Origin of the sequence: Bacillus sp. JJ1609 (genome assembly GCF_036967045.1) — a bacterium.
In the GTDB taxonomy this organism is placed as follows: domain Bacteria; phylum Bacillota; class Bacilli; order Bacillales; family Cytobacillaceae; genus Mesobacillus.
On sequence record NZ_JBALSS010000002.1, the window covers coordinates 17,970 to 40,391 of the forward strand.

Here is a 22,422-nt window from a genome sequence, read left to right on the forward strand (position 1 = left end):
AAAATCAACATTCAGCTTTTACAGAGCCATTTCATAAAATCTGCACTCATACCATCTAAGTCATTTAAGCATGAGAAAGGAATTGTCGAATGAACTCGTTAACCTGGAGAGATTTCCCGTTTATTTTCATCGCCCTGCCGGTTCTCGCGGTTGCTTTATTGTTCCCTGGCACACTCACTGGCCTTGGGGCTTCAGCACTATTGGCGCTATATGCTCTTGTTTCACCAAAAAACGGGCTAATGATGCTTTTGCTCTATTTCCCGACTCGTCCATTTTTAATAGAAGTAAATCCGTCACTGAAAATGGCTGGAGATTTAATTATTTTAGCGGCTTTTGCTAGTGTCGCATTTGCAGCGATTCGCAATGGCAACTGGAAAAGTCTATTCAAATTCCAAGTCTTTGAATGGGCATTCTTGCTCTTCGTCGTAATTGGAGCCTTATCAGCTTATCTTACTGGTGTATCAATCGGTGCGATCGTGTTCCAAATCCGCGCTTTCGTCATTACGTACATCGTTTACTACATTGTAAAACGACTTGATATCACAAAGGAAGACATCCTGAAGTTTTTGTGGACAACCTTCATTATGGCGATCCTGCTAAGCTTGCATGGACTAGTTGAAAAATTATCCCTTCGCACATACTTGATGCCTGAAAAATGGGTCGGACGTTCACTATCACCAAACAACCGTGTCAGAATCTACGGACTGATCGACAATCCAAACGTTCTTGCAGTCTACCTTTCTCTGGCATTAATGCTGACGATTTACTTGAAGCAGCTTGTAGCAGGGAAAACGACAAAAATCATCCTTACTATCGGCATGATCCTGATGCTTGGTGTTATTACGCTAACGTACTCAAGGGGAACATGGATCGGATTCATCATCGCGCTTGCTGTCTACCTGGCTGTTTCGAGAAACTGGAGGCGCACCGGAAACGTTTTTGTCGCAGCAGTAATATCGATTATACTGATCAATATCCCAGTTACCCAGGCGACAAATTATATTAAATCTGTTGGTTTCGGTGACAATGTACCCCGCGATGTCATTCAAGCAGAACCTGGTGAAGACCTGCCATCAGATGAAGAGAAGCGGATCAAAGAGACATTTGAAATGTCGACCGTTGAACTAAGTAAAACTACAGGCCGTCTGTTCATCGTCAATAAAGGCTTTGAAATCTTCAAGGACCATCCTGTCATCGGTTCTGGCTTCGCAACCTTTGGCGACTCAGCAGCCAAAGGCAATGGCTCACCTATTTATGATGATTACGGAATTAACTTCAATATCTATTCAGATAATCAGTATATACAGATCATTGCTCAAACAGGGGCAGTTGGAGTAATCCTGTTCGCGACTTTCCTTCTCGGGATGCTTTTCTTCCTCTGGAAAAAACGAAAACAAACAGGGTATGCGGTCCCGGTACTGGCTGTCCTTATTGGCGTCTATGTGGTCGGAATCCTCTATAATATCTGGGAAGACAAAACGTTCACAACTTATTTCTTTATGATGCTCGCAGTTGTTGCACATGGCATCAATAATAAAGGGTGGGGAAAATATGAAAGTCCTTCATCTCATTAGCGGCGGAGAAACAGGTGGTTCAAAAAACCACCTGCTTTCTTTATTAAAAAACTTTCAGGAAACAGAAGTCCTTCTTGGAGTCTTCCAGGAAGGAAAGCTATCCGAGGAAGCAAGGCAGATGGGGATTCCGGTTATCGTGTACGGGCAGTCTTCACGCTATGATTTTTCCGTCATCAGTAAAATCAAGCAAACAATCAAGGATAACGGAATATCCGTAGTCCATACACATGGCCCGCGCGCCAATCTTTTTACATACCTGGTGCGTCAAACAACTTCTTTTAAATGGATCAGCACGATTCACAGCGATCCATCCCAGGATTTTATCAAGGGCGGCATAAAGGGCAAAATCTTCACAACAATTAATATGAAGGTTATTAAAAAGATTGATCACTTTTTCGCGGTATCTGAACGATTCAAGCAAATGCTTGTCGGGTTTGGATTACAAGCAGATAAAATTACAACTGTATACAATGGAATTTCGTTCGATGAGCAGTTGGAATGCAAGCTGTCCCGTAAGGACCTCCAGCTTGAAGAGGATGATTTTGTTATCTGTATGGTGGCTAGGCTTCATCCCATCAAGGGCCATACAGTCGTCTTTGATGCGCTGAAAAAAGTCCTGACGACAAACGCAAATGTGAAACTCCTTTTAATCGGCGATGGTCCGGAGAGGGAGGAGCTCGAACAGGAAGTCCAACAAAAGGGGTTAACCCACCATGTTAGATTCCTGGGTTTCCAGCAGGACGTGCACTCCTATCTGTGCATCTCTGATGTAAAATTGCTCGCTTCCTATAGCGAAAGCTTCCCGCTTGTCATCCTTGAAGCGGCCCGCGCCCATACACCGGTCATTTCCACGGATGTTGGCGGTGTGAAGGATTTAATCTCTGACCCGTCACTTGGATGGGTTGTACCAATTAAGGATTCAAATGCAATCACTGGAGCGATCACAGAAGCAATCCACCACGAAAACCTGCCAGAGCTGGGTAAAAACTTATACGAAAAAGCATCCAGACTATATTCCGTAGACCAGCTGGCAAAAAGTACAGAAGAAACATACAAAAAAATTTAGCATACACACAAAGATTGCGTCATAGTTATATCTTTGTGGGCCAAAAACATGTAGGGAACCCTGCATGTTTTTTGTTTGGAAAATTTTTTTGTAAATATATGAAACTTTCTTCATGCCCTATCCGTCTTAAATAAGTGGAAAGAATTGCTATGTCTACCAAGCAATTTTCTTCCATGGTAAAACTTCCAAAAATAGAATAATAGTAGTATAATCATAATTGTGTTGTGCTGGTAAATAGCCCAAAAACAGGAGTATTATGCTACTTATCTAGCAATAAATTGTTTTATAGGTAGAAATTTGTAAAAAAAGGTTGAAAAATCAACCAAGTTTGGTAGAATAGTGTACATGTATAGTAATGCTATTTTCTTCTGTCCAATTTACTAAATCAGAGAGATTAAGATTTTCCGTAATACATAGACAGTGAAAACTGACTCTCGGACCAAATTATCAGAAGAGATAGACTATAAAACTATTACAACACGTTTGAAATCCGGATCTTACCAATTCGGAGGCACCATGAACAATTTATTTACAAAACAGGGAGGAAACACAAAATGGCATACCAACCAAAATCTTACCGCAAATTTGTAGCGACTGCTGCTACTGCAACTCTAGTTGCATCTGCAATCGCTCCAGCTGTGGGCGCTGCATCTAACTTCACTGATGTAGCACCAAAGTACAAAGAGGCTGTTGACTACCTAGTAGCTAACAACATCACTCAAGGAACTTCCGACACTCTATTCGGAACTCATGACAACATCAAGCGTGGAGACCTAGCGATCTGGCTTGCAAAAGCTCTTAAGCTTGACACTACTGGTGCTGCTGCTTCTGGCTTCGTAGATACAAAAGGCACTCGTTATGATGCATACGTATCTGTTCTTAAAGCTAAAGGCTTCATCTCTGGTAAGTCTGCAACTGAATTCGCTCCAAACGCTACTGTAACTCGTGGCGAAATGGCAATCATGCTTTCAAATGCTTATGACCTAAAATCTGATACAGCTACTAAATTCACAGATGCTGTAGGTAACTATAAAACTGCTATCCAGGGACTATTCGCTTACGGCGTAACTACTGGTAAATCAGACACAATGTTCGGCACAAGCATGAACATCACTCGTGGAGACCTAGCAATCTTCTTAAAGCGTGCTGCTGAAGTAGTTAAGACTCCTGCTGTTGTAAGTGCAACTGCTGTTAACGGTAAAGAGCTTGTTGTTAAGTTCAACCAAGCTGTTGACAAGACAGACGCTCTACTTCTTTCTAAATATTCATTAACTGGTGAAACTTTCAGTGGCGCTGCTGTTTCTGAAGACGGAAAAACTGTAACTCTTACAGCTACTGATGTAATTGATGTTACTAACGCTACTTTAGAAATCCAACCAATCAAGACTAAAGCAAATGCAGATGTAAAAACTGCTAAATACGTAACTCTATTCTCTTACAAAGATACTTCAGCTCCAGCTGTTGCTTCTGTAGAAGCTAAAGGAACTGAAGCAGTTGTAACGTTCAACGAAGCACTTGCTTCTGCAGGAACTGTAAGCTTAGATGGTAAAGAACTTACTGCTGGCACTGACTATGTAGTGAGTGGCAAAACTATTACAGTTAAAAACCTTGTAGCTGAAAAGTCTTACAAACTTGATGTTGTAGGCGCTACTGATGCTGCTGGTAACCTATCTGGCCAAATCACTGTAAACTTCACAGTTTCTAAGCCAGTTGTTGACAGCTCAAAACCAACTGTTTCTTCAACAGTTTCTGGTAACAAATTAACTCTTTCTTTCTCTGAAGAAGTAACTCCTGGTACTGTAACAATCGGCGGTACTGCAGTTGCTGCTAACAAGCTTGTAGCTTCAGAAGACAAGAAAACTTACACAGTTGACGTTCAAGACGCTGGATTCTTTGGCGGAACAACTTTCTTCACAAGAGAAGTAGTAGTAAGTGGATTTGCTGATAAAGCTTCTACACCTAACACTATGGATCAAGTGAAGTTCAATGCAACTTTCACTGCTGATACTACAGCTCCTAAATTCGTTTCAGCTGCTATCAAAACTGTTGCAAAAGATTCTACTTCTGATCTAATCCTATTGACTTTTGATGATGCTGTAAAAGCTGGCGACCTTACAGGTTTAGATGAGCTTGTTGTTAAGTCAGTCGACGGTATCTATCAGTCAAACAACAAATTAGACCTAAGCACTGCAAACGTAGCTTATGGCTATGATGTTGACGGAAAAGATGGCGTTAAAGGAAGCGAACTTAACGTTGTTGCAATCACTTTCGATTCTAAAGAAAAGTCTTCATACTCATTTGATTTAGCTGGAAAAGTTGTTGCTGACACTTATGGAAACCAAGTGGCTGGTACTGTAAGCTTCTCTGCAGTAGCTCCTGAGTTCTCAGCTACTCCATCAACTGATGCTAAGGATGTAACTTTCTCTGCTACACCTTCAGCTAACAATGTAGATATCACTTTAAACTTTAACAAGTCTATGAGTGATTCAGCGGTTAATGCTTCTAACTACACATTAGGTGGAAAAGCATTACCAACTGGTTCTACTGTAAAGTTTGTAGATAACAGATCTAAAGTAGTTATTACATTACCACAAGGTTCTGTATCAGCTAACGGAACTTATGCTCTTGTAGGTACTAACCTAACTGACAAGGACGGAAACACTCTAGTAGGTGGAAAAGTTACTCAAACTTTAACATTGAAAGAAAACGTGGTTCCAACAGCTACAACTGTTGTTCTCGCTGACAGCAAAAACTTCACTGTTGACTTCTCTGAAGCTGTATACGCTGACGCTACAGTTACTGGTGTAACAGTAAAAGTTAACGGAACTTCATTAGCTGCTGACAAGTACGTTGTAACTGTATCAAACGGTGATCTTAAAGTGACTACAGTTAACAACCTAAATGCAACTGATTCAATCACAGTTGAATTTAAAGATACTAACCTAAGAGATGCTAACGGAAACAAAGTTGCTAACAGCACAGTTTCTAAGTAATCTTTAAACAATAAGAGGATTCTCTGCTAACGCAGAGGATCCTTTTTTGTCTTTCTATGAGTTCTTGTCACTTGGCAATTAGGAGTCACGTCTCCTCACAAACTGGTTAGAACATGTTTACTGTTCATGCATAGTTAGAATGTTATTGTCTGGAAGAAACCTGGTACTTTTATAGTTAAACTGAACCTAGAAGCTGGTAAAGATATAGGAGTCTAATTTTGCTTCCGAATTTACAACAAAGTTCTTGTGAATCTTTGAAAACATGGTAAATAGTTCCTTAAATTTTGGGGACTATTCATTTAAAAGAGCGAAACCTTGAGAGTGCTCGATTTCGCGTGTGTCACCTATTGTAAAACGTAAATGAATAATGTGTAAAAACTTGTTGAACTATAGTGAAAGTTTTGTGGATTTTGGTATAATAAGAGTTGGGTCAAAATTACTATTATTCTAAAAGTTTATTATTTTTGGTAATTTTGAGAGAACTTGAAATTTTTAGGTTAATAGATTTTAAGTTCACCTACAAGATCAAGGGAGGATTGGTTAATGGTGTCAAAGCATAAGTCTTACCGCAAATTTATCGCGACTGCTGCCACAGCAACCATGGTTACAGCAGTAGTAGCTCCGGTTATTTCTGCAGCAGGTTTCTCAGATGTGACAGAAAGATATTCAGAGTCTGTTGATTTTCTTTTATCTAAAGGTGCAAAGGGAATCAGTGATTCATACTTTGGTGTAAATGAAGAAATCAAGCGTGTCGATGCAGCCATTCTAACAGCGATGATTTTAGGATTGGATATTGAGAACGCTCCTGCTTCTGGCTTTACAGATGTACCAGCTCGCGGAGTAAAAGCTGTTAATGCTCTTAAAGCTGCAGGAATTACTTCTGGTAAAACAAAAACGACTTTTGGTTCAAACAGCCCAATTACTCGCGGTGAACTAGCGATTTGGCTTCAAAAAGGCTTTAAGCTAACAGGTGGCGCTGATCTTTCCTTTAAAGATGTAACAAAAAATTATGAAGCTGCAGTACAAGCTCTAGTAGCTAATAATGTTGCTAAAGGCATGTCGTCTGATCAATTCGGAGTAAATCTAAATGTAAAACGCGGCGATTTTGCTATCTTCTTACATAAATCGTCAAAAGCTGTTGGCGCACCACCAGTTGTAACACCGCCACCAGTTACTCCACCAGTCACACCTCCAGGTAATCCAAATAACTATAAGCTTACACTTATGCATACTAACGATACACATGCGAACTTAGATAATATTGCAAAAACAGTTACTGCTGTTAAGCAAGTAAGATCTGCAAACCCAAATGCATTATTGTTGAGTGCAGGGGATGTATTCTCAGGAACTCTATACTTCAACGAGTTTAATGGTTTAGCAGACTTGGAATTCATGAACCTAATGAAATATGATGCTATGACATTTGGTAACCACGAGTTCGATAAGGGGACGGCAACATTGGATGCCTTTGTTGAAGGGGCAAAATTCCCATTTGTAAGCGCTAACGTAGACTTCTCTGCGGATGCTAACTTGAATGACGACTTCAAGGATGTAGTTTCTACAACTGCTGGTACAAACGGAGAAATCTATAACGGTATCGTTAAAGTTGTAAATGGCGAAAAGGTTGGTATCTTCGGTCTGACTACTGCTGAAACTGAGTATATCTCAAGCCCTGGAGAAGGTGTTAAATTTGAAGATTACATTGCAGCGGCAGAAAACGCTGTAAAGGCATTCAAAGCTGCAGGTGTTAATAAAATCGTTGCTCTTTCCCATCTTGGTTACCTAGATGGCGGCGGAGATAACGATGTGACTTTAGCAAAATCAGTTGAAGGTATTGACGTAATCGTTGGTGGCCACTCCCATGATAAGCTGGTTGCTCCAGTTGTAGATACAACAGGCACAGAAGCTACTGTCATTGTACAGGCAAACGAATATAACAAATTCCTTGGCACTCTTGATGTAGAATTTGATAAGGATGGCAAGGTTGCAGGATATGCAGGAAAGCTGATTGATATTGCTACAATGAGTGAAGATGCAGAAGCAAAAGCAATGTTGCAGCCTTATAAGACTAAAATAGAAGTGACTCAAAAGCTGGAAATTGGTAAAACAACTGTTGATTTAATCGGAGGAAATCCAGCAGCTAGAACGGCTGAAACAAATTTAGGTAATGCGATCGCAGATGGAATGCTGGCAAAAGCTAAAACAATCAACCCTGATACAGTAATTGCATTACAAAACGGTGGCGGTGTACGTACCTCCGTTAAAGCTGGTCCTATTACTCTAGGACAAGTACAGACAGTAATGCCATTTGCTAATGCATTAGCAATCATGGAAATCACAGGTGCCGAGCTTGAAGCTGCTCTTGAACATGCTGTTTCGATCGCACCAAGTGCAAACGGTGCATTCCTGCAAATTGCTGGAATGAAATACACTTATGATAGCAGGAAGCCTGCTGGTGAAAGAGTTGTATCCGTTGAGGTTAAAGGTACAGACGGAAATTACTCAGCACTTGAATCTGACAAGAAATATTTCGTAGCTACAAACATCTTCACTGCTAAAGGTGGAGACAACTTCTCAATGTTTGCAAAAGCTTATAATGAAGGCAGAGTAAGTGAGCCTGGCTTCGTTGACTGGGAAGTATTCAAAGAATACATTGATGCACAGCCTAACGATACAATCAGCCCGACTGTAGAAGGCCGCATCATTGACGTGGCAACAATGCCAGCACCACCAGTAGTTGTTGATTCAGCTGACTTCAGTGGTGCTGCTGCAGCTCCAAAAGTTTATGATGGTTCTGTAAGCGTAGATGTGACTGGAGTAGCAAAGCTTGAGAATGCTGTAGTAAAAGGTGACCTTCACCTAAAAGGAAACTCAACTGTAGAATTATCTAACGTAACAGTTGAAGGCGATACTATCTTAGTAGACTAATTGGAAATAGCCTCTGGCATGCAACACGCTGGAGGCTATCTCTATCCTCTTTTTAAAAGTCAGACTTTCGACCTGTCCCAAAAGTGAAAGGCTTCATCAAAAAAACAAAAAACCTCTTCAAAAGGAGACTTAATTAATGATTAACCGATCGCAAAGGAAGTCATTAAGTATCTTGTTAACGCTGGCTTTGGTCGTTAACCTTTTCTTGCCATTTATTTCACAAGAGGTAAAAGCAGCTACAGTCGCTTCTGATCTGTTTATTTCTGAGTATGTGGAAGGGTCTGGTTATAACAAAGCGCTAGAATTATATAACGGAACCGGACATGATGTGAATCTTAAGGAATATACACTTGAACTAAATGTAAACAGTGTAGCTACCAATAACACCAAACTAGATTTAAACGCAACTGAATTATCCAATGCTACATTAAAAAATGGAGAAACTTTTGTAATCGTGTACTCCCATGCAGACGTTGCTCAAGCGCTGAAGGATAAAGCGGACTTAATCAGTTCTTTCCCTAACTTTAATGGGGACGATGCTGTATTGCTTAAACACAATGGTACTCTTATCGATTCAATCGGACAAGAGGGTACTGATCCGGGCACAGCATGGGGAACAACAGTAAAAACTGCTGATCAAACTCTTGTTCGTAAGAGTACAGTTACAACGGGTGATAAAGACACAACTAACGCTTTCGATCCTGCTACAGAGTGGGTTTCCTTAGGTAAAGACATATTCACAAACATCGGGACCCACACAATGGACGGCGCATCAGAAGCACCAACTAAAGTAGCCTCATTATCCGCTTCTGTAACAGCTCCATCTGTAAAAGCTGGTACTGCAGTAGAATTAACAACTGCAACGGAAGGCGCAACAATCTACTACACAGTAGACGGTTCTGAACCAACAACGTCTTCTGACGTATATTCAACGGCAATCACAATCAATCAAGACACAATAATCAAGGCATTTGCTGTTGCAGATAACCTTGAAAAAAGCGATGTTGCAACTTTCTCTTACACAGTTTTACAGAAAAAAGCGATCGCTGAAGTGAGAGAGTTGAAAGCAGGAGACTATGTACTTACATCTGGTGTTGTTACAGCAGTTTTAGGCAAAAACATCTACATCCAAGATGAAACTGCAGGTATCGTTCTTTATGGAACACTTAATGTTCAGCCTGGTGATGAAGTAGAGGCATCAGGTAAAGTAACTGAGTTTAATACACTACTGGAAATTGAAGTAGTACAAGAGGATGTTAAAGTTCTTGGACAGAAAGAAGTTCCTGCTGCTAAAGAACTGACTGCAGCAGAATTGTCTGAGCAATATGAAGCAATGCTTGTAAAAGTAGGCAAGTCAAAGGTTGAAAGCTTCGAAGGCGGCAACTACACTGTCGTGGATGCAAACGGTGACTCTTACCAGGTTCGTCCAGGTGTTGCGGAGTGGCTTGAAGTTGACACGTCTTACGATTCTATCACAGGCGTTCTTGGTGCGTTCAAAGACGTATACCAGCTAATTCCTAGAACGGAATCCGATATCGTTCTGGACCCTAGCTTTGTTCGTCCAGCAGTGGCAACTCCTGGTGCAGGCTTCATCAATGCAGGAGATTCAGTAAGATTAACTTCTGATACAGAAGGCGCAACAATTCATTACACAACTGACGGCAGTGAGCCGACAGCAAGCAGCACAGTTTACAGTGAGCCAATCGTAATTACGGAAGACACTACGATTAAAGCTTTTGCTGTAAAAGAAGGCTTAACAAGCAGCAAAGTATACACGTATAACTACATTATCCAAAAAGATGATGTTCGCATCCATGACATTCAAGGTGCTGGACACTATTCTAAGTATGAAGGCTTTAATGTTAACAAAGTAGAAGGTGTTGTCACTTATGTTGTGGATAGCAATAACTTCTATATGCAAGATTTACAGCCTGACAGCGACGATAAGACCTCTGAAGGGATCTTTGTTTACAGTAAGGCACATGGATTAGTTCCTGGGGATGTTGTAAAAGCAACAGGAACAGTCAAAGAATTTTACATTGAGGGCTACGATGACAAAGCTCAGGTAGACCTGCCATCAACAGAAATAAGCGCAACAAGCATTGAAAAGGTTCGCAGCGGCGAAACTCTTCCTGCTCCTGTAGTAATTGGAAAAGACCGCACGGCTCCAACCGATGTAATCGATAATGATGGATTGGAAAAATTTGATCCAGAAGAAGATGCAATCGACTTCTATGAAAGCTTAGAAGGAATGTTTGTACAAGTTGACAACGCTAAAGTCGTTGCACCACAAAACTATGGTGAAGTCGTTGTGATTCCTGGAACAATGGAGGCAAACACAACTGCTGGTGGACTTCGCATCACGGAAGGTGATTTCAACCCTGAGAGAATTACCATCGACATGAACGACGAGAAATTCGTTGCTAAAATGGGCGATCAGTTCAAAGGTTCCATTAAAGGTGTAATGAGCTATGGCTTTAGCAACTACAAAGTTTTAACAAAAAAAGCTGATCTTCCTGCATTGGAAGAGGGCACAAACGCTCGTGAAATCACATCAATCGTTCCTGCAGAAGATAAATTGACAGTTGCATCCTACAACGTGGAGAACTTCTCTCCTAAAGTTGATGCTGAAAAAATTAAAAAGCTTGCTGAAGCAGCCGTGACTAACCTAAAATCACCGGATATCCTAGGCTTAACAGAAGTACAGGACAATGACGGTCCAACAGACAGCGGCACAACAGATGCTTCTCAAAGTGCGGCACTATTGATTGAAACGATTAAATCTCTTGGCGGACCTACTTACAAGTTTGTTGATATCGCACCAGTGGACGGCCAGGACGGCGGACAGCCAGGCGGTAACATTCGTGTCGGCTTCCTGTACAATGAAGACCGTGTGAAGCTGATGGAAGGTAAAAAAGGTACTGCAACTGAAGCGGTAGGTTTTGAAAATGGAAAACTGACGCTGAACCCAGGTCGTATCGACCCAACCAATACAGCTTACAAATCAAGCCGTAAATCACTTGCAGCCCAGTTTGAATTCCAGGGCAAGAGTGTTATCGTTGTAGCAAACCACTTCAACTCTAAAGGCGGAGACCAGCCATTGTTCGGTAAAAACCAGCCGCCAGTATTGAAGAGTGAAGTACAGAGAATGGAAATCGCAAAAATCGTAAACGGTTTTGTGAATGATGTAAAAGCCAAGGATCCTAATGCTAATGTCATCCTATTAGGTGACTTTAACGATTTCGAATGGTCGAATCCGTTAATTACATTAAAAGGAAATGTATTAGTAGACATGGTCGAAAAGGTTCCTGCTGACCAAAGATATTCCTACTCTTACCAGGGTAATGCTCAAGTACTTGACCATATCCTCGTATCGAAGAATATGGAAGCAGCAACAAGTGTGAACATGGTTCATATCAACTCTGGATTCATGGAAGAGCATGGCCGTGCAAGTGACCATGATCCACTTATCATCCAGACAGACCTAAAGGCTATTGAAAAGGTTTATAACAAAGTTTATAACCTGACAGGATTTAAAACAAAGAAACTAGTTGTTGGTACTACAAACAGCCTTGTCAACGTTGATAGCACTTCAGTAATCAGCGAAGGCATCTGGCTGAAAAAATCAGCAACAGTAAACGGTGCTGGACTTGAAAACACACTATTGGTTATTAGCCCGGCTCAAAGCGGTGCAGTAATCGATTTAAGTGGTGCTAAAGTGAAAGAAGTATTAATCGACAATGCTAACGTTACAGAAATCCATGGAGCAGAAAATGTTCAGTCATGGAAAGTAAAAGACGGAGTAAATACATCCGCTATCAAATTCTATGACGTAAATGGAAATGAACTAGAATCTCCGTTCAATGCAACTGCATTAGCAAGCTAAAAAAACAGGTACCTCCCATTGAATAATGGGAGGTGCCTGTTTCTATATCTGGTGACCGTCTTCAGACCTACTAAAAATATCTTCTAATTAAAAACCAGGATAAGTTCCCCCAAGCGTGATAGAAGGAAGGCTGTTTTGGTCTATATCTTTTACTTTTGCAGCTCCGGATGGTGTAAAGTACACTTCAGCATATCCATCATGTGGAATTGCTGGTCCGTCAAAGGTTAAATAGAAAACATTACTTTTAGTTTCAGCTGTGTTGGAGGTATACGCGGTTATGTTGCGCGATTTGACATCACTTTCAGGGACATTGATAACGAAATCTGTACCACTAATCAGTTGGTCCAGCCAAACCTCTTCACTGAATTCTAATCTTAGCTTATTGGCACCATTAGATGAGAAGTAAACATAGGCCATTTTTAAATAAGGAAGCTTGTTTGCTTCATCGATTACAGTTTGTAATGATGCATAGTTTGTAATAGTGTTAGCGTTTCTCTGAATTTCCTTCATGTAATTCTCTTTGTTGATATAAATAAGATTCTGGATGGTGTTATTAGCATCAAACTCACTTAAATAATTACTTACATGATAAGCAACCTTATCAGAATCAGGAGAGAATGCAAGTCTTACTAAATGCTCAACTTTTACTGCTTCAGATGATGAAGGGCTAAAAGTAAAATTACCTACGTCCTTGCCTGTATCATCTAGATAATGAACGGTATCCAAAAATTCTGCCTGCAGCTTGTGTGAAGGCGCGAAGGTTATTGGAGATTTGAAATTCATTACTAATAAAGGATTATCCTCTACAGTTGTATCCCACTTAATTGACTCAATATCAGCTTTATTATAGTCCTGCAAATCACCTTCATTTGTGATTTGTAATAGATCGAGAACCTCATTAAACTGTGTTGTTGCAAGAGTTTCTGCGCTTAATTTTGCGTTGAAATTAATCTTTATTGTATTTGAAGCAGAGGTTTTGTCATAAACAAATCGGTAATGGTTGAAATTCTTTATTTCTGATTGAGTAATCTGATGCTGCTGGAAGGCAATAATTTTCCCGTTTGAATCAGCTTCATAGATTTGAATATATTGTCCTGCCTGTACATTTTTAATTTCGGCAGACCCGGTATATGGTACTAAACCCTCCGCAAGAGTGCTTCCGGCAGATGGTTTAGAGACAGTCTCGTTTGAAAGCTGAAAATAGATAGGATTAACCTTTTCTGATTCGAAGAAAAAACCTGTTGACCCGTATGTAAAAGCAGCTCCAAATAATACGGCCAGTTCTGGCACTAGTCCTTCAGCAGGTGCGGTACTTCCTCCGTTGTCCTGGCTTGGAGGAGGGGTACTTCCGCCAGGAGGGGTGCTTGTACCATTATCCTGGCTAGGAGGCACTGCAATCTCACTATCAGGCTCACCATCTTCTTCCTTCACACTTTGATTTTCCGCACGATAAACAAATGCTGCCATCTGTCCTCGATTTACAGACTGCCCAGGTGCGAAGGATGTTGAAGAAATACCAGATGTGATAGCATTCTCAGTAATCGCACTTACATATCCTGAAAACCAGCTTTTTTCGGGTACATCAGTAAAGTTTGTCTTTGTGCTTGCTGCTTTAAGATTGTATCCGAGGCTTAGCATTTTAGCCATTTCTGCTCTGGTAACCTGCTTGCCAGGAAGAAAGTATTCTTGATCAACACCATTCATAATCCCTTTTTCCACTAGTGCCGCAACTGAGCCATAATACCAGTCGCCAGCTTGAACATCCTTGAAGCCTGGATTGTTAACTGTTTTCGTATCTAATCCTAAAGCGGATGCTAAAATGAAAGCTGCCTGAGCTCGTGTGACCACTTGATTCGGTCTGAAGGTGCCATCTGCAAACCCATTAATGACTCCTTGTTGTGTCAGGTGAAGAACAGCTTCAGAAAAATAAGTGTTTTGGTTTACATCTGAAAATTCCGCAGATGCCGCTTCTGCCTGAAAAGTGTTAAATGGAATTGAAGTGCTGGCACTGACAGCAATAACGGCTGACACACCTGCTGCAAAAAATCTTTTGTGCGATTTTTTCATCATTAAGTTATTTCCCCCTCTGAATTGTTAAGGCACACCAACTTAAATCAAGTAGTTTGCTAGATTACATTCTGGGAATCATTTGTTACTCCCTATTTTTTTATTAAGTCAGTGAAAAGTTTCCTTATTATTCTATCGGAATATTTTTCTGGTAATTTAGACAAATTTAGACAATTGAGAATTCCTGTCACCTATACGTTTGATAATCTAGTATTGTATAATAATCAAGAATGATATTTAGAAAAAACATAATTAGGTGAATATACATGACTTATAAAGCTTGGGCGATTAAGTTGTTGGTGATTCTGGTCACGCTGATTGCCGGTATTGGCGGCTTCAATTATTGGATGGACCCGATGTGGATGTATGGCGGGGAACATCAGTTCAATGATGTTCAAGACACCATTAACGAACGCCAGCAAAAAACAAACCGCATTAAATTCCAGCCCTTCGACCCGGATACACTCCTGATCGGCAGCAGCCGCAGTACGTATATAAATCAGTATGATTTCAAGGATATGGATGTTTACAATTATTCCGTAGCAAATATGTCCGTGAAGGAATATGAAAGCTATATCCAATTTGCCAAAGAGAACAGTGATAGAAAAATTAAGACGGTGATCATTGGACTCGATTTCTTCAAATCTAGTCTCGCAGAGAGCAAGGCACCACTATCAATCTATCCATATGCCAGCACGCTGGACAAGCCTTTCGTCCGTTGGAAAAACTTGATTTCTTATGATCTTACTAGATATTCGTTCTATAATTTCAAAGCTTCTAGTAAAAACGAGCCCGTTTTTGTCAGGACATATGACCGGCAGAATGTAGCGACTACTTTCAGGTTATCTAAAAAAGAAGCAAACGAAGAACTTGAAAAAAAGGTAGAAAAATTCAAGACGACTTTCTATGGAGACTATCAATATAATCCCAACTACAAAAAGATTATGCTTAATCTCATAGAAAAGAACCCTGATACGAAATTCATCGTGTACACGACACCGGTATCTGAACCATTATTCCAGGCGCTCATCGATTCAGGAGCTTACCCTCAATATGAAAAATGGCTCCGTGAGCTGGTCGACGTATTTGGCGAAGTCTATAACTTCATGGACATCAACACCGTCACAAAAGATACTTCCAATTATTTTGATGGACACCATTTTTATCCGGAAGTAGGTACGCTGATTGCTCATCGCATTAGCATGCAAAATCCCGAAGACGTACCCGAAGATTTCGGGAAAAAGATAAACCAAGATAATATTGATCAATATTTAAAATAAAAGAGACAGGCATCCCCCATTCACAGGGTATTGCCTGTCTCTTTTTATAATGCATTCTTCGCTTTCTCGATTAATGCGGATTCACGTGCTTTCTTCGCACTTTCATATTGTGTCTTAAATTCATTCGCCTCGAATTCGCTAAATCCTCTGTCCTCCAAATCCTCAACAAGTGAATCATAGATATAATGGAAGGTTTCATCCGTATTTCGTTCAAGTTCATTTCCGGCAGAGCTGTACTTGCGATAGAAGTAGGTGATCGATACTGACTCCCCGTTTTGCTTTTTCATCTGGTATTCACTGACGGCGGTATTAACAAGAGCGTCGATTTTACCATTGGCTTGTGCCTGCAGAGATTCGAATGATGGACGATAAGCCGATTTGATGGCTTCAGCAGTAATAACAGGCGCATCCGCATTTCCGTCTCTGGATGCATCAGAATCTTTCTTCCCGTCAGTTGACCCTTTAGCTGTATCACCAGCAGAAGGCTTAGAACTCTCACTTTTGTCAGCCTTATTTTCGCTCACAACATCCGAAGTAGACCCGTTATTTGATGCCACAACAGGATCACTGTTCGTTCCGGTCTGACTAGCTGTCCCGTCTTGCTTAGTCCCCGCCAAAGTTCCAACTCCAGCAGAAGCGTCACTTCCATTGCCATTCTCCATATCGGCAGCATCATCGCCATCAGCCACATCCGTATTAGTAACTGCTTCTCCAGCCCCATTTCCATCTAGGTCAGGCAAATCAACCTGATAGTCGTTCTCGGTAATTTTCTCTACCTTTTTATCTGCTACTTCAAATTCCTTCACGTTCAAAAAATAATATCCAGCCCCTGCTCCGCCTGCCAACAGGAGTATGATCGAGACAATTGCTATTTTAAAAGGTTTTTTCATTTAGTTGGTGTTTCTCCCTTCCCATATTCGTAAAAACATATAAATATTACCATAAAAATGTCGGAAAAAGGAGATGATTCTAAAATACAGAAAATTCCAATTTTCGACATATTCTAAATAAAGCATTGTTTTTGGTAAATTAATGAAGTACTATAGACCTATCTTAATAGAACTAGATTTTAGAGAAATTACATACCGGGGTGAAAATGAGTGAAGAAGTATCCATTTAGCAACAAGACAATCAAGGCGATCATGGCAGCTGCCATCGCGCTATCACCAGTCGCGCCAGCTGGCTTCCTTTTACAGGATTCGACAGCACATGCCGCAGAAGTTACGACAACATCTACTGCAATCGACCGTGTGACACTTATTTATAGCAAGCTTGAAGAAAAGGAACTGTTCAATACAGTGGCTGCAGCACTGAAGAATGATTTTACATTTACTACAGCTGACTGGACATATGTTTTAACAGCACCTGTTAAGACAAAAATGCAAGCTAGTCTTAATGCGGCAAATACATCAGTATCAGCTGAAGCTGTTGTAAAAGAAATCGCAACCTTCGTATATGATTCCAATGCTACAAATTTAGCGGCAAAATACAATGAATTAAGAGCATCTGCTTCAGGTCAAGCATTTGAAGCGGTAATGGGCGATGATTCAATCGATTTAATTCTTGAGTTATTAGTTGATACAGAGAAAATGCTGTGGAGCGATAAATACCAGGGTAAACTGGCAGCAGCAATGCTTAATGGCACTTTAGAAACAGTTATTGAACAAGTTAGAGATGATCTAATAGCATCTAAACCTAAATATGCAAAATTGAATAGTGATCTTTATGCGAAAATCGGAACAAACCTTGATGGCCTTTTAGGTATGAAGGATCGTATTAATCAGAAGTTAGTGGAGAAAAACATTCTCAAGCCTACTGATCTTAACACTTTAAAAGATGCGTTCGTTCTTGCGGCTCTTGAAGCGGGCAACCCTAACAGCGGAACAACCCCTCCAGTTGGCGGCGGTGGCGGCGGAACTCTTCCACCAACAACACCTCCTGGAAATTCAGATCCGCATGTCATCAAGCTACCTGAAAAGGCAGCTGAAGTAGTGAGAGAGAAAAATCCATCTGGAATTGTCGAAGTCATTACGAAAATCGTTCCTGAAAAGGTCGCAGAAATCGTAGCGTTGATCACCGCAGAGAAGAACACAGTTGAAGTAGTTCTTCAAACACCTGCAGCTGGCGAAAAAGCAAAGGCTGAAGTGCCTGCTTCATTATTCACAGAAGCAGCAAAGAAAAATGCAAAGGCTGTTGTTAAAATTACTACAGCTGAAGCATCCTACAAGCTGCCTGTATCCGAAATTAAGGTTGCTGATCTTGCCAAAAAGCTGGGTACAACAGCAGATAATGTGAAAATCAATGTTTCAGTAAACGTTGTTAGCCCTGCAAATGTTAAAGGCTTAAAGCTTGCTTCAGACGTAATTGACTTCACAATCGAAGCAGTTGCTGGAAGCAAGAAAGAAGCAGTTTCTAAGTTCTCTACTTATGTTGAACGTGAAATCGTTGGCGGAGCAAACTATAACAAAGAAAAGTCAGTAGCAGTAAGATTGAATACAAACGGAACATTCTCTGCGATCCCGACGTTATTCAATGGCAAAACAGCGACTGTAAAATCATTGACGAACTCAGAGTATACAATCGTTGAAAACAGCAAAACGTTCAAAGATGTAAAGAGTGGCTGGGCTAAGGAATATATCGAAACACTTGCTTCAAAATATATCGTTTTTGGAAAAGCAACTGGTGAATACGAGCCAGGCAAGCACATGACTCGTGCAGAATTCGCTGTTCTTCTAGTACGTGCTCTTGGCCTTCCGACCGAAAAATATGATGGAAGCTTCAAGGACGTAAGAGGGATCGAATGGTTTGCTAAAAATGGTGAATTAACTGCAGCGGTTAAATACGGTGTAATCAAAGGGAAGGGCGATGGCAATTTCGCTCCTAACGAAAAAATCACTCGTGCACAAGCAGCAACAATGATCGAGCGCGCAATGAAGATTTCATTCGTGAACTATGACTTCAGCCAATTAGACAAGTCTAAGTCATTAAAAGACTTCAAAGATGCAAATCAAGTTGGTTCATGGGCTAAATCAGGTGTAGAAGCTGTTTACCAGGCAGGAATCGTAAAAGGGAAAGGCAACGGCACTTTCAATCCGAACGGCTACACTCAACGAAATGAAATGGCAGCTATTCTTGCTAATTTCCTAGTATCTGCAAAACTATTAGACGACACCTTCAATAACTAAAAAAGAAAGTCCCCCAGTTAATCAACTGCGGGACTTTCCTCTATTCCATATAAAAAATAGACACCTTCCAGTTTACAGGAAGGTGCCTGTCATTTTACTTGCTGATCAAATAATCAGTTACATACTTGCCCCAAAGTTCATGTCCTTTTTCATTAGGCTGGCTGTTGTCAGCTGAGATATATTCCTTAACCTCTTCAGACGAATAATCTGGCCACGCTTCCCAGTGGTCAAGGTAAGCAATAGAGTTTTGAGAAGCATATTCCTTCAATGCTTCTACTTGTTTTGGATAAAATGTCGCATTATAGATAGGGTGCGGTGGCATTAGGATAAATACTGTTTCAGGATTCGCTTCCAATGTATCGTCTATGACTAATTGAATATTGTTAAGCGAATCTTCTATTGCTACTTCTCCGTTATCCATTAAAGTGAAAGGCTCGAACAAAACCATATCCGCTTGTGCATTCGCTACTTTCTCTGCGCCGCCTTCGTTCATAAATTCCCGGGATGTTTGATCAAAAACCTGAATCTCAACATTCATATGTTCTTGTCCATAAGCAGTAATCAGTTGTTCTTTCGTTTGAGCAGCCCAGCCGGACTGTTCATCTCCTAAAGCTGCCGAACCAATCAATAATACTTTAAAAGGCCGTTCCTCTTTCAGTGCCTTCTTAAAACTCTCCACACTTTGTTCAGGCCAATTCTTAGTTAATTCTAATAAGGGATCTGAAGGCTCCGCAGTCTTTTCTTCCACCTTTTTTGTGTCAGTAACGATTGGAGTCTCAGTGCTTTCCCCAGAAACGGTTGTCTTTTTTGTCCAATATATATTTCCCCATAATAGAACACCCATGCATAAGATTGCTAGCAGGGTAGTGAAAAAAGCTTTCATAATGAATAATCCTCCAAACCTGTATGAATTCCCCTCTAATTGTAAAATAAAACTTTTAATTATTTCCAGTTACAAAATATGGCTTTCATTTAACGGAATAAAGCGTTAAACTATTTCAAGAAAGCTACTAAATTACATCGTTATTAAAATTATGACAATATCCAACAAATTATTCAATAAACTATGGTATTATTTATAAAGAATTTTTTTTATAAAACTGGAGGCTCGTAATGGAGGAGACAATTAGTTTAAAAGAATTGCTGCAAACGTTGAAGAAAAGAATGAGTTTAATAGTCGTGATCACTCTCTTGGCTGTTACCGTCAGTGGCTTGATTAGTTTCTTTTTATTAACCCCTATTTACCAGGCATCTACGCAGTTGCTAGTCAATCAATCGAAGAATGAGCAAGGTGCGTTCAACTATAACGAAGTCCAGACGAACCTGCAATTAATTAACACATATAACGTCATTATTAAAAGTCCGGCTATTCTGGATCTCGTAATTGATGAACTAAACTTAAATATGACAACCGCTGAACTAAATGGAAAGATTACGGTCCAAAGTGAACAAAACTCACAAGTTGTGAACATCTCTGTTCAAGATTCAGATGCAAGTCAGGCGGCAAAGATAGCAAATAAAACAGCTGAAGTTTTCACTCGGGAAATTGCCAACATCATGAAAGTAGATAACGTCAGCATCTTGGCAAAAGCAGTGGTAGCAGACAATCAGTCGCCAATTAAACCGAAACCATTGTTAAACATCGCAATCGCACTAGTAGTTGGTTTGATGGCTGGAGTGGGACTTTCGTTCTTATTGGAGTACTTTGACAACACGATCAAAAATGAGCAGGATGTTGAAAAGGCTCTTGGACTACCTTTACTAGGTGTGATAGCACAAATTGATGACTCTCATATTCAGAACAGAGGCAGCAGTAGAAATGAACGAAAAGCAAGAGTAAGAGGTGAGTCTGTTGGGTCTTAAAAAAGAAAATAAAAAAATGATGTTGGATAATCGTCGGAAGCTCGTTTCTGCCCTTGATCCGAAATCACCGATTACAGAGCAGTACAGAACCATCCGAACGAATATCCAATTCGCATCAATCGATAAAGAATTAAATACAATCATGGTTACATCTGCTGGACCTGGAGATGGTAAATCAACAACGGCAGCAAACCTTGCTGTTACCTTCGCCCAGCAGGGAAAAAGAGTCCTGCTAGTGGATGCGGATTTAAGAAAACCTACAGTGCACTATACATTCAATTTAACGAACACAGTTGGCTTAACGAGTGTTTTGACAAAGCAGCTGGAGTTAGAAGAAGCGTTTGTAGAGTCAAGTATTTCCAGTTTGTCCATTCTTCCAAGCGGACCGATCCCGCCAAATCCTGCAGAATTGTTAAGCTCAGTCTCGATGGATACGTTTCTAAGGCACGCCACAGAACAATTTGAGCATGTAATCTTTGATACCCCTCCGGTATTGGCGGTAACAGATTCTCAAATCCTGGCGAATAAATGTGACGGGGCAATTCTAGTCGTATCAAGCGGGAAAACAGAAATCGAAGAAGCGACTAAGGCAAAGGAATTACTGATTGCCTCACAAGGAAAGCTGCTAGGAGCCGTTTTAAATAACAAAAAACTGACCGAATCTGATTACTACTATTATTACGGAAAAAATTAAAACCATTCGACAAAGATAGACAAATTACACCCTTTACCGTATTTTTCTATAATGATAACATGATGAAAGACTCATAAATCTACCATTATATTGGAAGGAGTGATTGCGATGATTGATATACATTGTCATATATTATCAGGTATTGATGATGGAGCAAGAAGCTTGGAGGATTCTGTAGAATTGGCAAAAGCCGCAGTCAACGAAGGAATCCATACAATCATCGCTACACCCCACCATAAAAATGGACGGTACGAGAATCCAAAGTCAGTGATCGTCGAAAAAACCGCACAATTAAACCTGCGACTTCAGGAAGAGGGAATCCCATTAGAGGTATTGCCTGGCCAGGAGCCGGCAATCCACGGAGAAATCCTCGAAGGTATCGCGAACGGAGAAGTTCAAACGCTCAATGGTACCCAGTACCTATTCATCGAACTTCCATCCGGTCATGTCCCTCGTTATACAGAAAAGTTATTATTTGATATCCAACTTAAAGGGTTAATCCCAATTATTGTTCACCCTGAACGGAATCAGGAAATTATCGAAAAGCCTGATCTTTTATACCAATTCATTAAAAAAGGCGCACTTTCGCAGCTTACAGCTTCTAGTGTGAATGGGAAGTTTGGTAAAAAAGTAAAGAGCTTTTCAGAACAGCTAATCGAAGCGAACCTTGTTCACTTTATTGCTTCCGATGCTCATAACTTAACCAATCGTGCCTTTCATTTAGAAAGTGCATTTGATCATATTGAAAATCGTTTTGGTGTAGACATAGTCTACCTATTAATGGAGAACGCTGAGTTACTTGTAGAGGGGAAAAATGTATACAGAGAAATTCCTCAGCATGTCAAAAGGAAGAAATTTCTCGGGATCTTTTAGAAGAGTTCGAAAC

The 22,422-nt window shown here is 40.5% G+C and carries 13 protein-coding genes; 10 read left to right on the forward strand and 3 right to left on the reverse strand.

Features of this window, described 5'->3' with window-relative positions; all coding sequences use genetic code 11:
* Nucleotides 1-89: 89 nt before the first annotated feature.
* The 5 genes from V7654_RS01695 to V7654_RS01715 all read left to right on the forward strand — a co-directional run bounded on the left by V7654_RS01695 (nt 90) and on the right by V7654_RS01715 (nt 12,447).
* The gene (locus V7654_RS01695; protein ID WP_335427976.1) at nt 90-1,574 is read left to right on the forward strand and encodes an O-antigen ligase family protein; all 1,485 of its coding nucleotides are present in this window, start codon (nt 90-92) and stop codon (nt 1,572-1,574) included.
* Nucleotides 1,552-2,640, forward strand: a complete 1,089-nt coding sequence (locus tag V7654_RS01700; RefSeq protein WP_335427977.1) for a glycosyltransferase family 4 protein — start codon at nt 1,552-1,554, stop codon at nt 2,638-2,640. The genes V7654_RS01695 and V7654_RS01700 overlap by 23 nt, the downstream gene beginning before the upstream one ends.
* 554 nt (nt 2,641-3,194) lie before the next feature.
* On the forward strand, nt 3,195-5,633 hold the full coding sequence (locus tag V7654_RS01705; protein ID WP_335427978.1) for an S-layer homology domain-containing protein: 2,439 nt from the start codon (nt 3,195-3,197) through the stop codon (nt 5,631-5,633).
* Between the two features lie 543 nt (nt 5,634-6,176).
* Nucleotides 6,177-8,561, forward strand: coding sequence for a 5'-nucleotidase C-terminal domain-containing protein (locus tag V7654_RS01710; protein WP_335427979.1), 2,385 nt, complete (start codon nt 6,177-6,179; stop codon nt 8,559-8,561).
* Nucleotides 8,562-8,697: 136 nt separating this feature from the next.
* Complete coding sequence (locus V7654_RS01715; protein WP_335427981.1) at nt 8,698-12,447, forward strand: chitobiase/beta-hexosaminidase C-terminal domain-containing protein; 3,750 nt, start codon at nt 8,698-8,700, stop codon at nt 12,445-12,447.
* 87 nt (nt 12,448-12,534) lie between these two features.
* Here V7654_RS01715 and V7654_RS01720 read toward each other — a convergent pair whose 3' ends face one another.
* Nucleotides 12,535-14,517: an S-layer homology domain-containing protein gene (locus V7654_RS01720; RefSeq protein ID WP_335427982.1), complete on the reverse strand. Its 1,983-nt coding sequence runs from the start codon at nt 14,515-14,517 to the stop codon at nt 12,535-12,537.
* A 263-nt stretch (nt 14,518-14,780) separates the two neighbouring features.
* Here V7654_RS01720 and V7654_RS01725 point away from each other — a divergent pair, with 263 nt between their 5' ends.
* Nucleotides 14,781-15,794 (forward strand): hypothetical protein, encoded by a 1,014-nt coding sequence (locus V7654_RS01725; RefSeq protein WP_335427983.1) that lies wholly within the window; start codon nt 14,781-14,783, stop codon nt 15,792-15,794.
* 44 nt (nt 15,795-15,838) lie between these two features.
* On the opposite strand, the gene V7654_RS01730 is transcribed toward V7654_RS01725, so the two are convergent.
* Nucleotides 15,839-16,684 (reverse strand): hypothetical protein, encoded by an 846-nt coding sequence (locus V7654_RS01730; RefSeq protein WP_335427984.1) that lies wholly within the window; start codon nt 16,682-16,684, stop codon nt 15,839-15,841.
* A gap of 210 nt (nt 16,685-16,894) precedes the next feature.
* On the opposite strand from V7654_RS01730, the gene V7654_RS01735 reads away from it, so the two are divergent.
* Nucleotides 16,895-18,979, forward strand: a complete 2,085-nt coding sequence (locus tag V7654_RS01735; protein ID WP_335427986.1) for an S-layer homology domain-containing protein — start codon at nt 16,895-16,897, stop codon at nt 18,977-18,979.
* A gap of 94 nt (nt 18,980-19,073) precedes the next feature.
* On the opposite strand, the gene V7654_RS01740 is transcribed toward V7654_RS01735, so the two are convergent.
* Complete coding sequence (locus V7654_RS01740) at nt 19,074-19,862, reverse strand: SGNH/GDSL hydrolase family protein (protein ID WP_335427989.1); 789 nt, start codon at nt 19,860-19,862, stop codon at nt 19,074-19,076.
* Nucleotides 19,863-20,092: 230 nt separating this feature from the next.
* Here V7654_RS01740 and V7654_RS01745 point away from each other — a divergent pair, with 230 nt between their 5' ends.
* The 3 genes from V7654_RS01745 (at nt 20,093) to V7654_RS01755 (ending at nt 22,409) form a co-directional block, all read left to right on the forward strand.
* Nucleotides 20,093-20,842 (forward strand): YveK family protein, encoded by a 750-nt coding sequence (locus V7654_RS01745; RefSeq protein WP_335427991.1) that lies wholly within the window; start codon nt 20,093-20,095, stop codon nt 20,840-20,842.
* Nucleotides 20,832-21,536, forward strand: a complete 705-nt coding sequence (locus V7654_RS01750) for a CpsD/CapB family tyrosine-protein kinase (RefSeq protein WP_438825239.1) — start codon at nt 20,832-20,834, stop codon at nt 21,534-21,536. The genes V7654_RS01745 and V7654_RS01750 overlap by 11 nt, the downstream gene beginning before the upstream one ends.
* Before the next feature lie 108 nt (nt 21,537-21,644).
* Entirely contained in the window at nt 21,645-22,409 is a 765-nt protein-coding gene (locus V7654_RS01755) for a tyrosine-protein phosphatase (protein ID WP_335427993.1), read from the forward strand.
* Nucleotides 22,410-22,422: the final 13 nt, after the last annotated feature.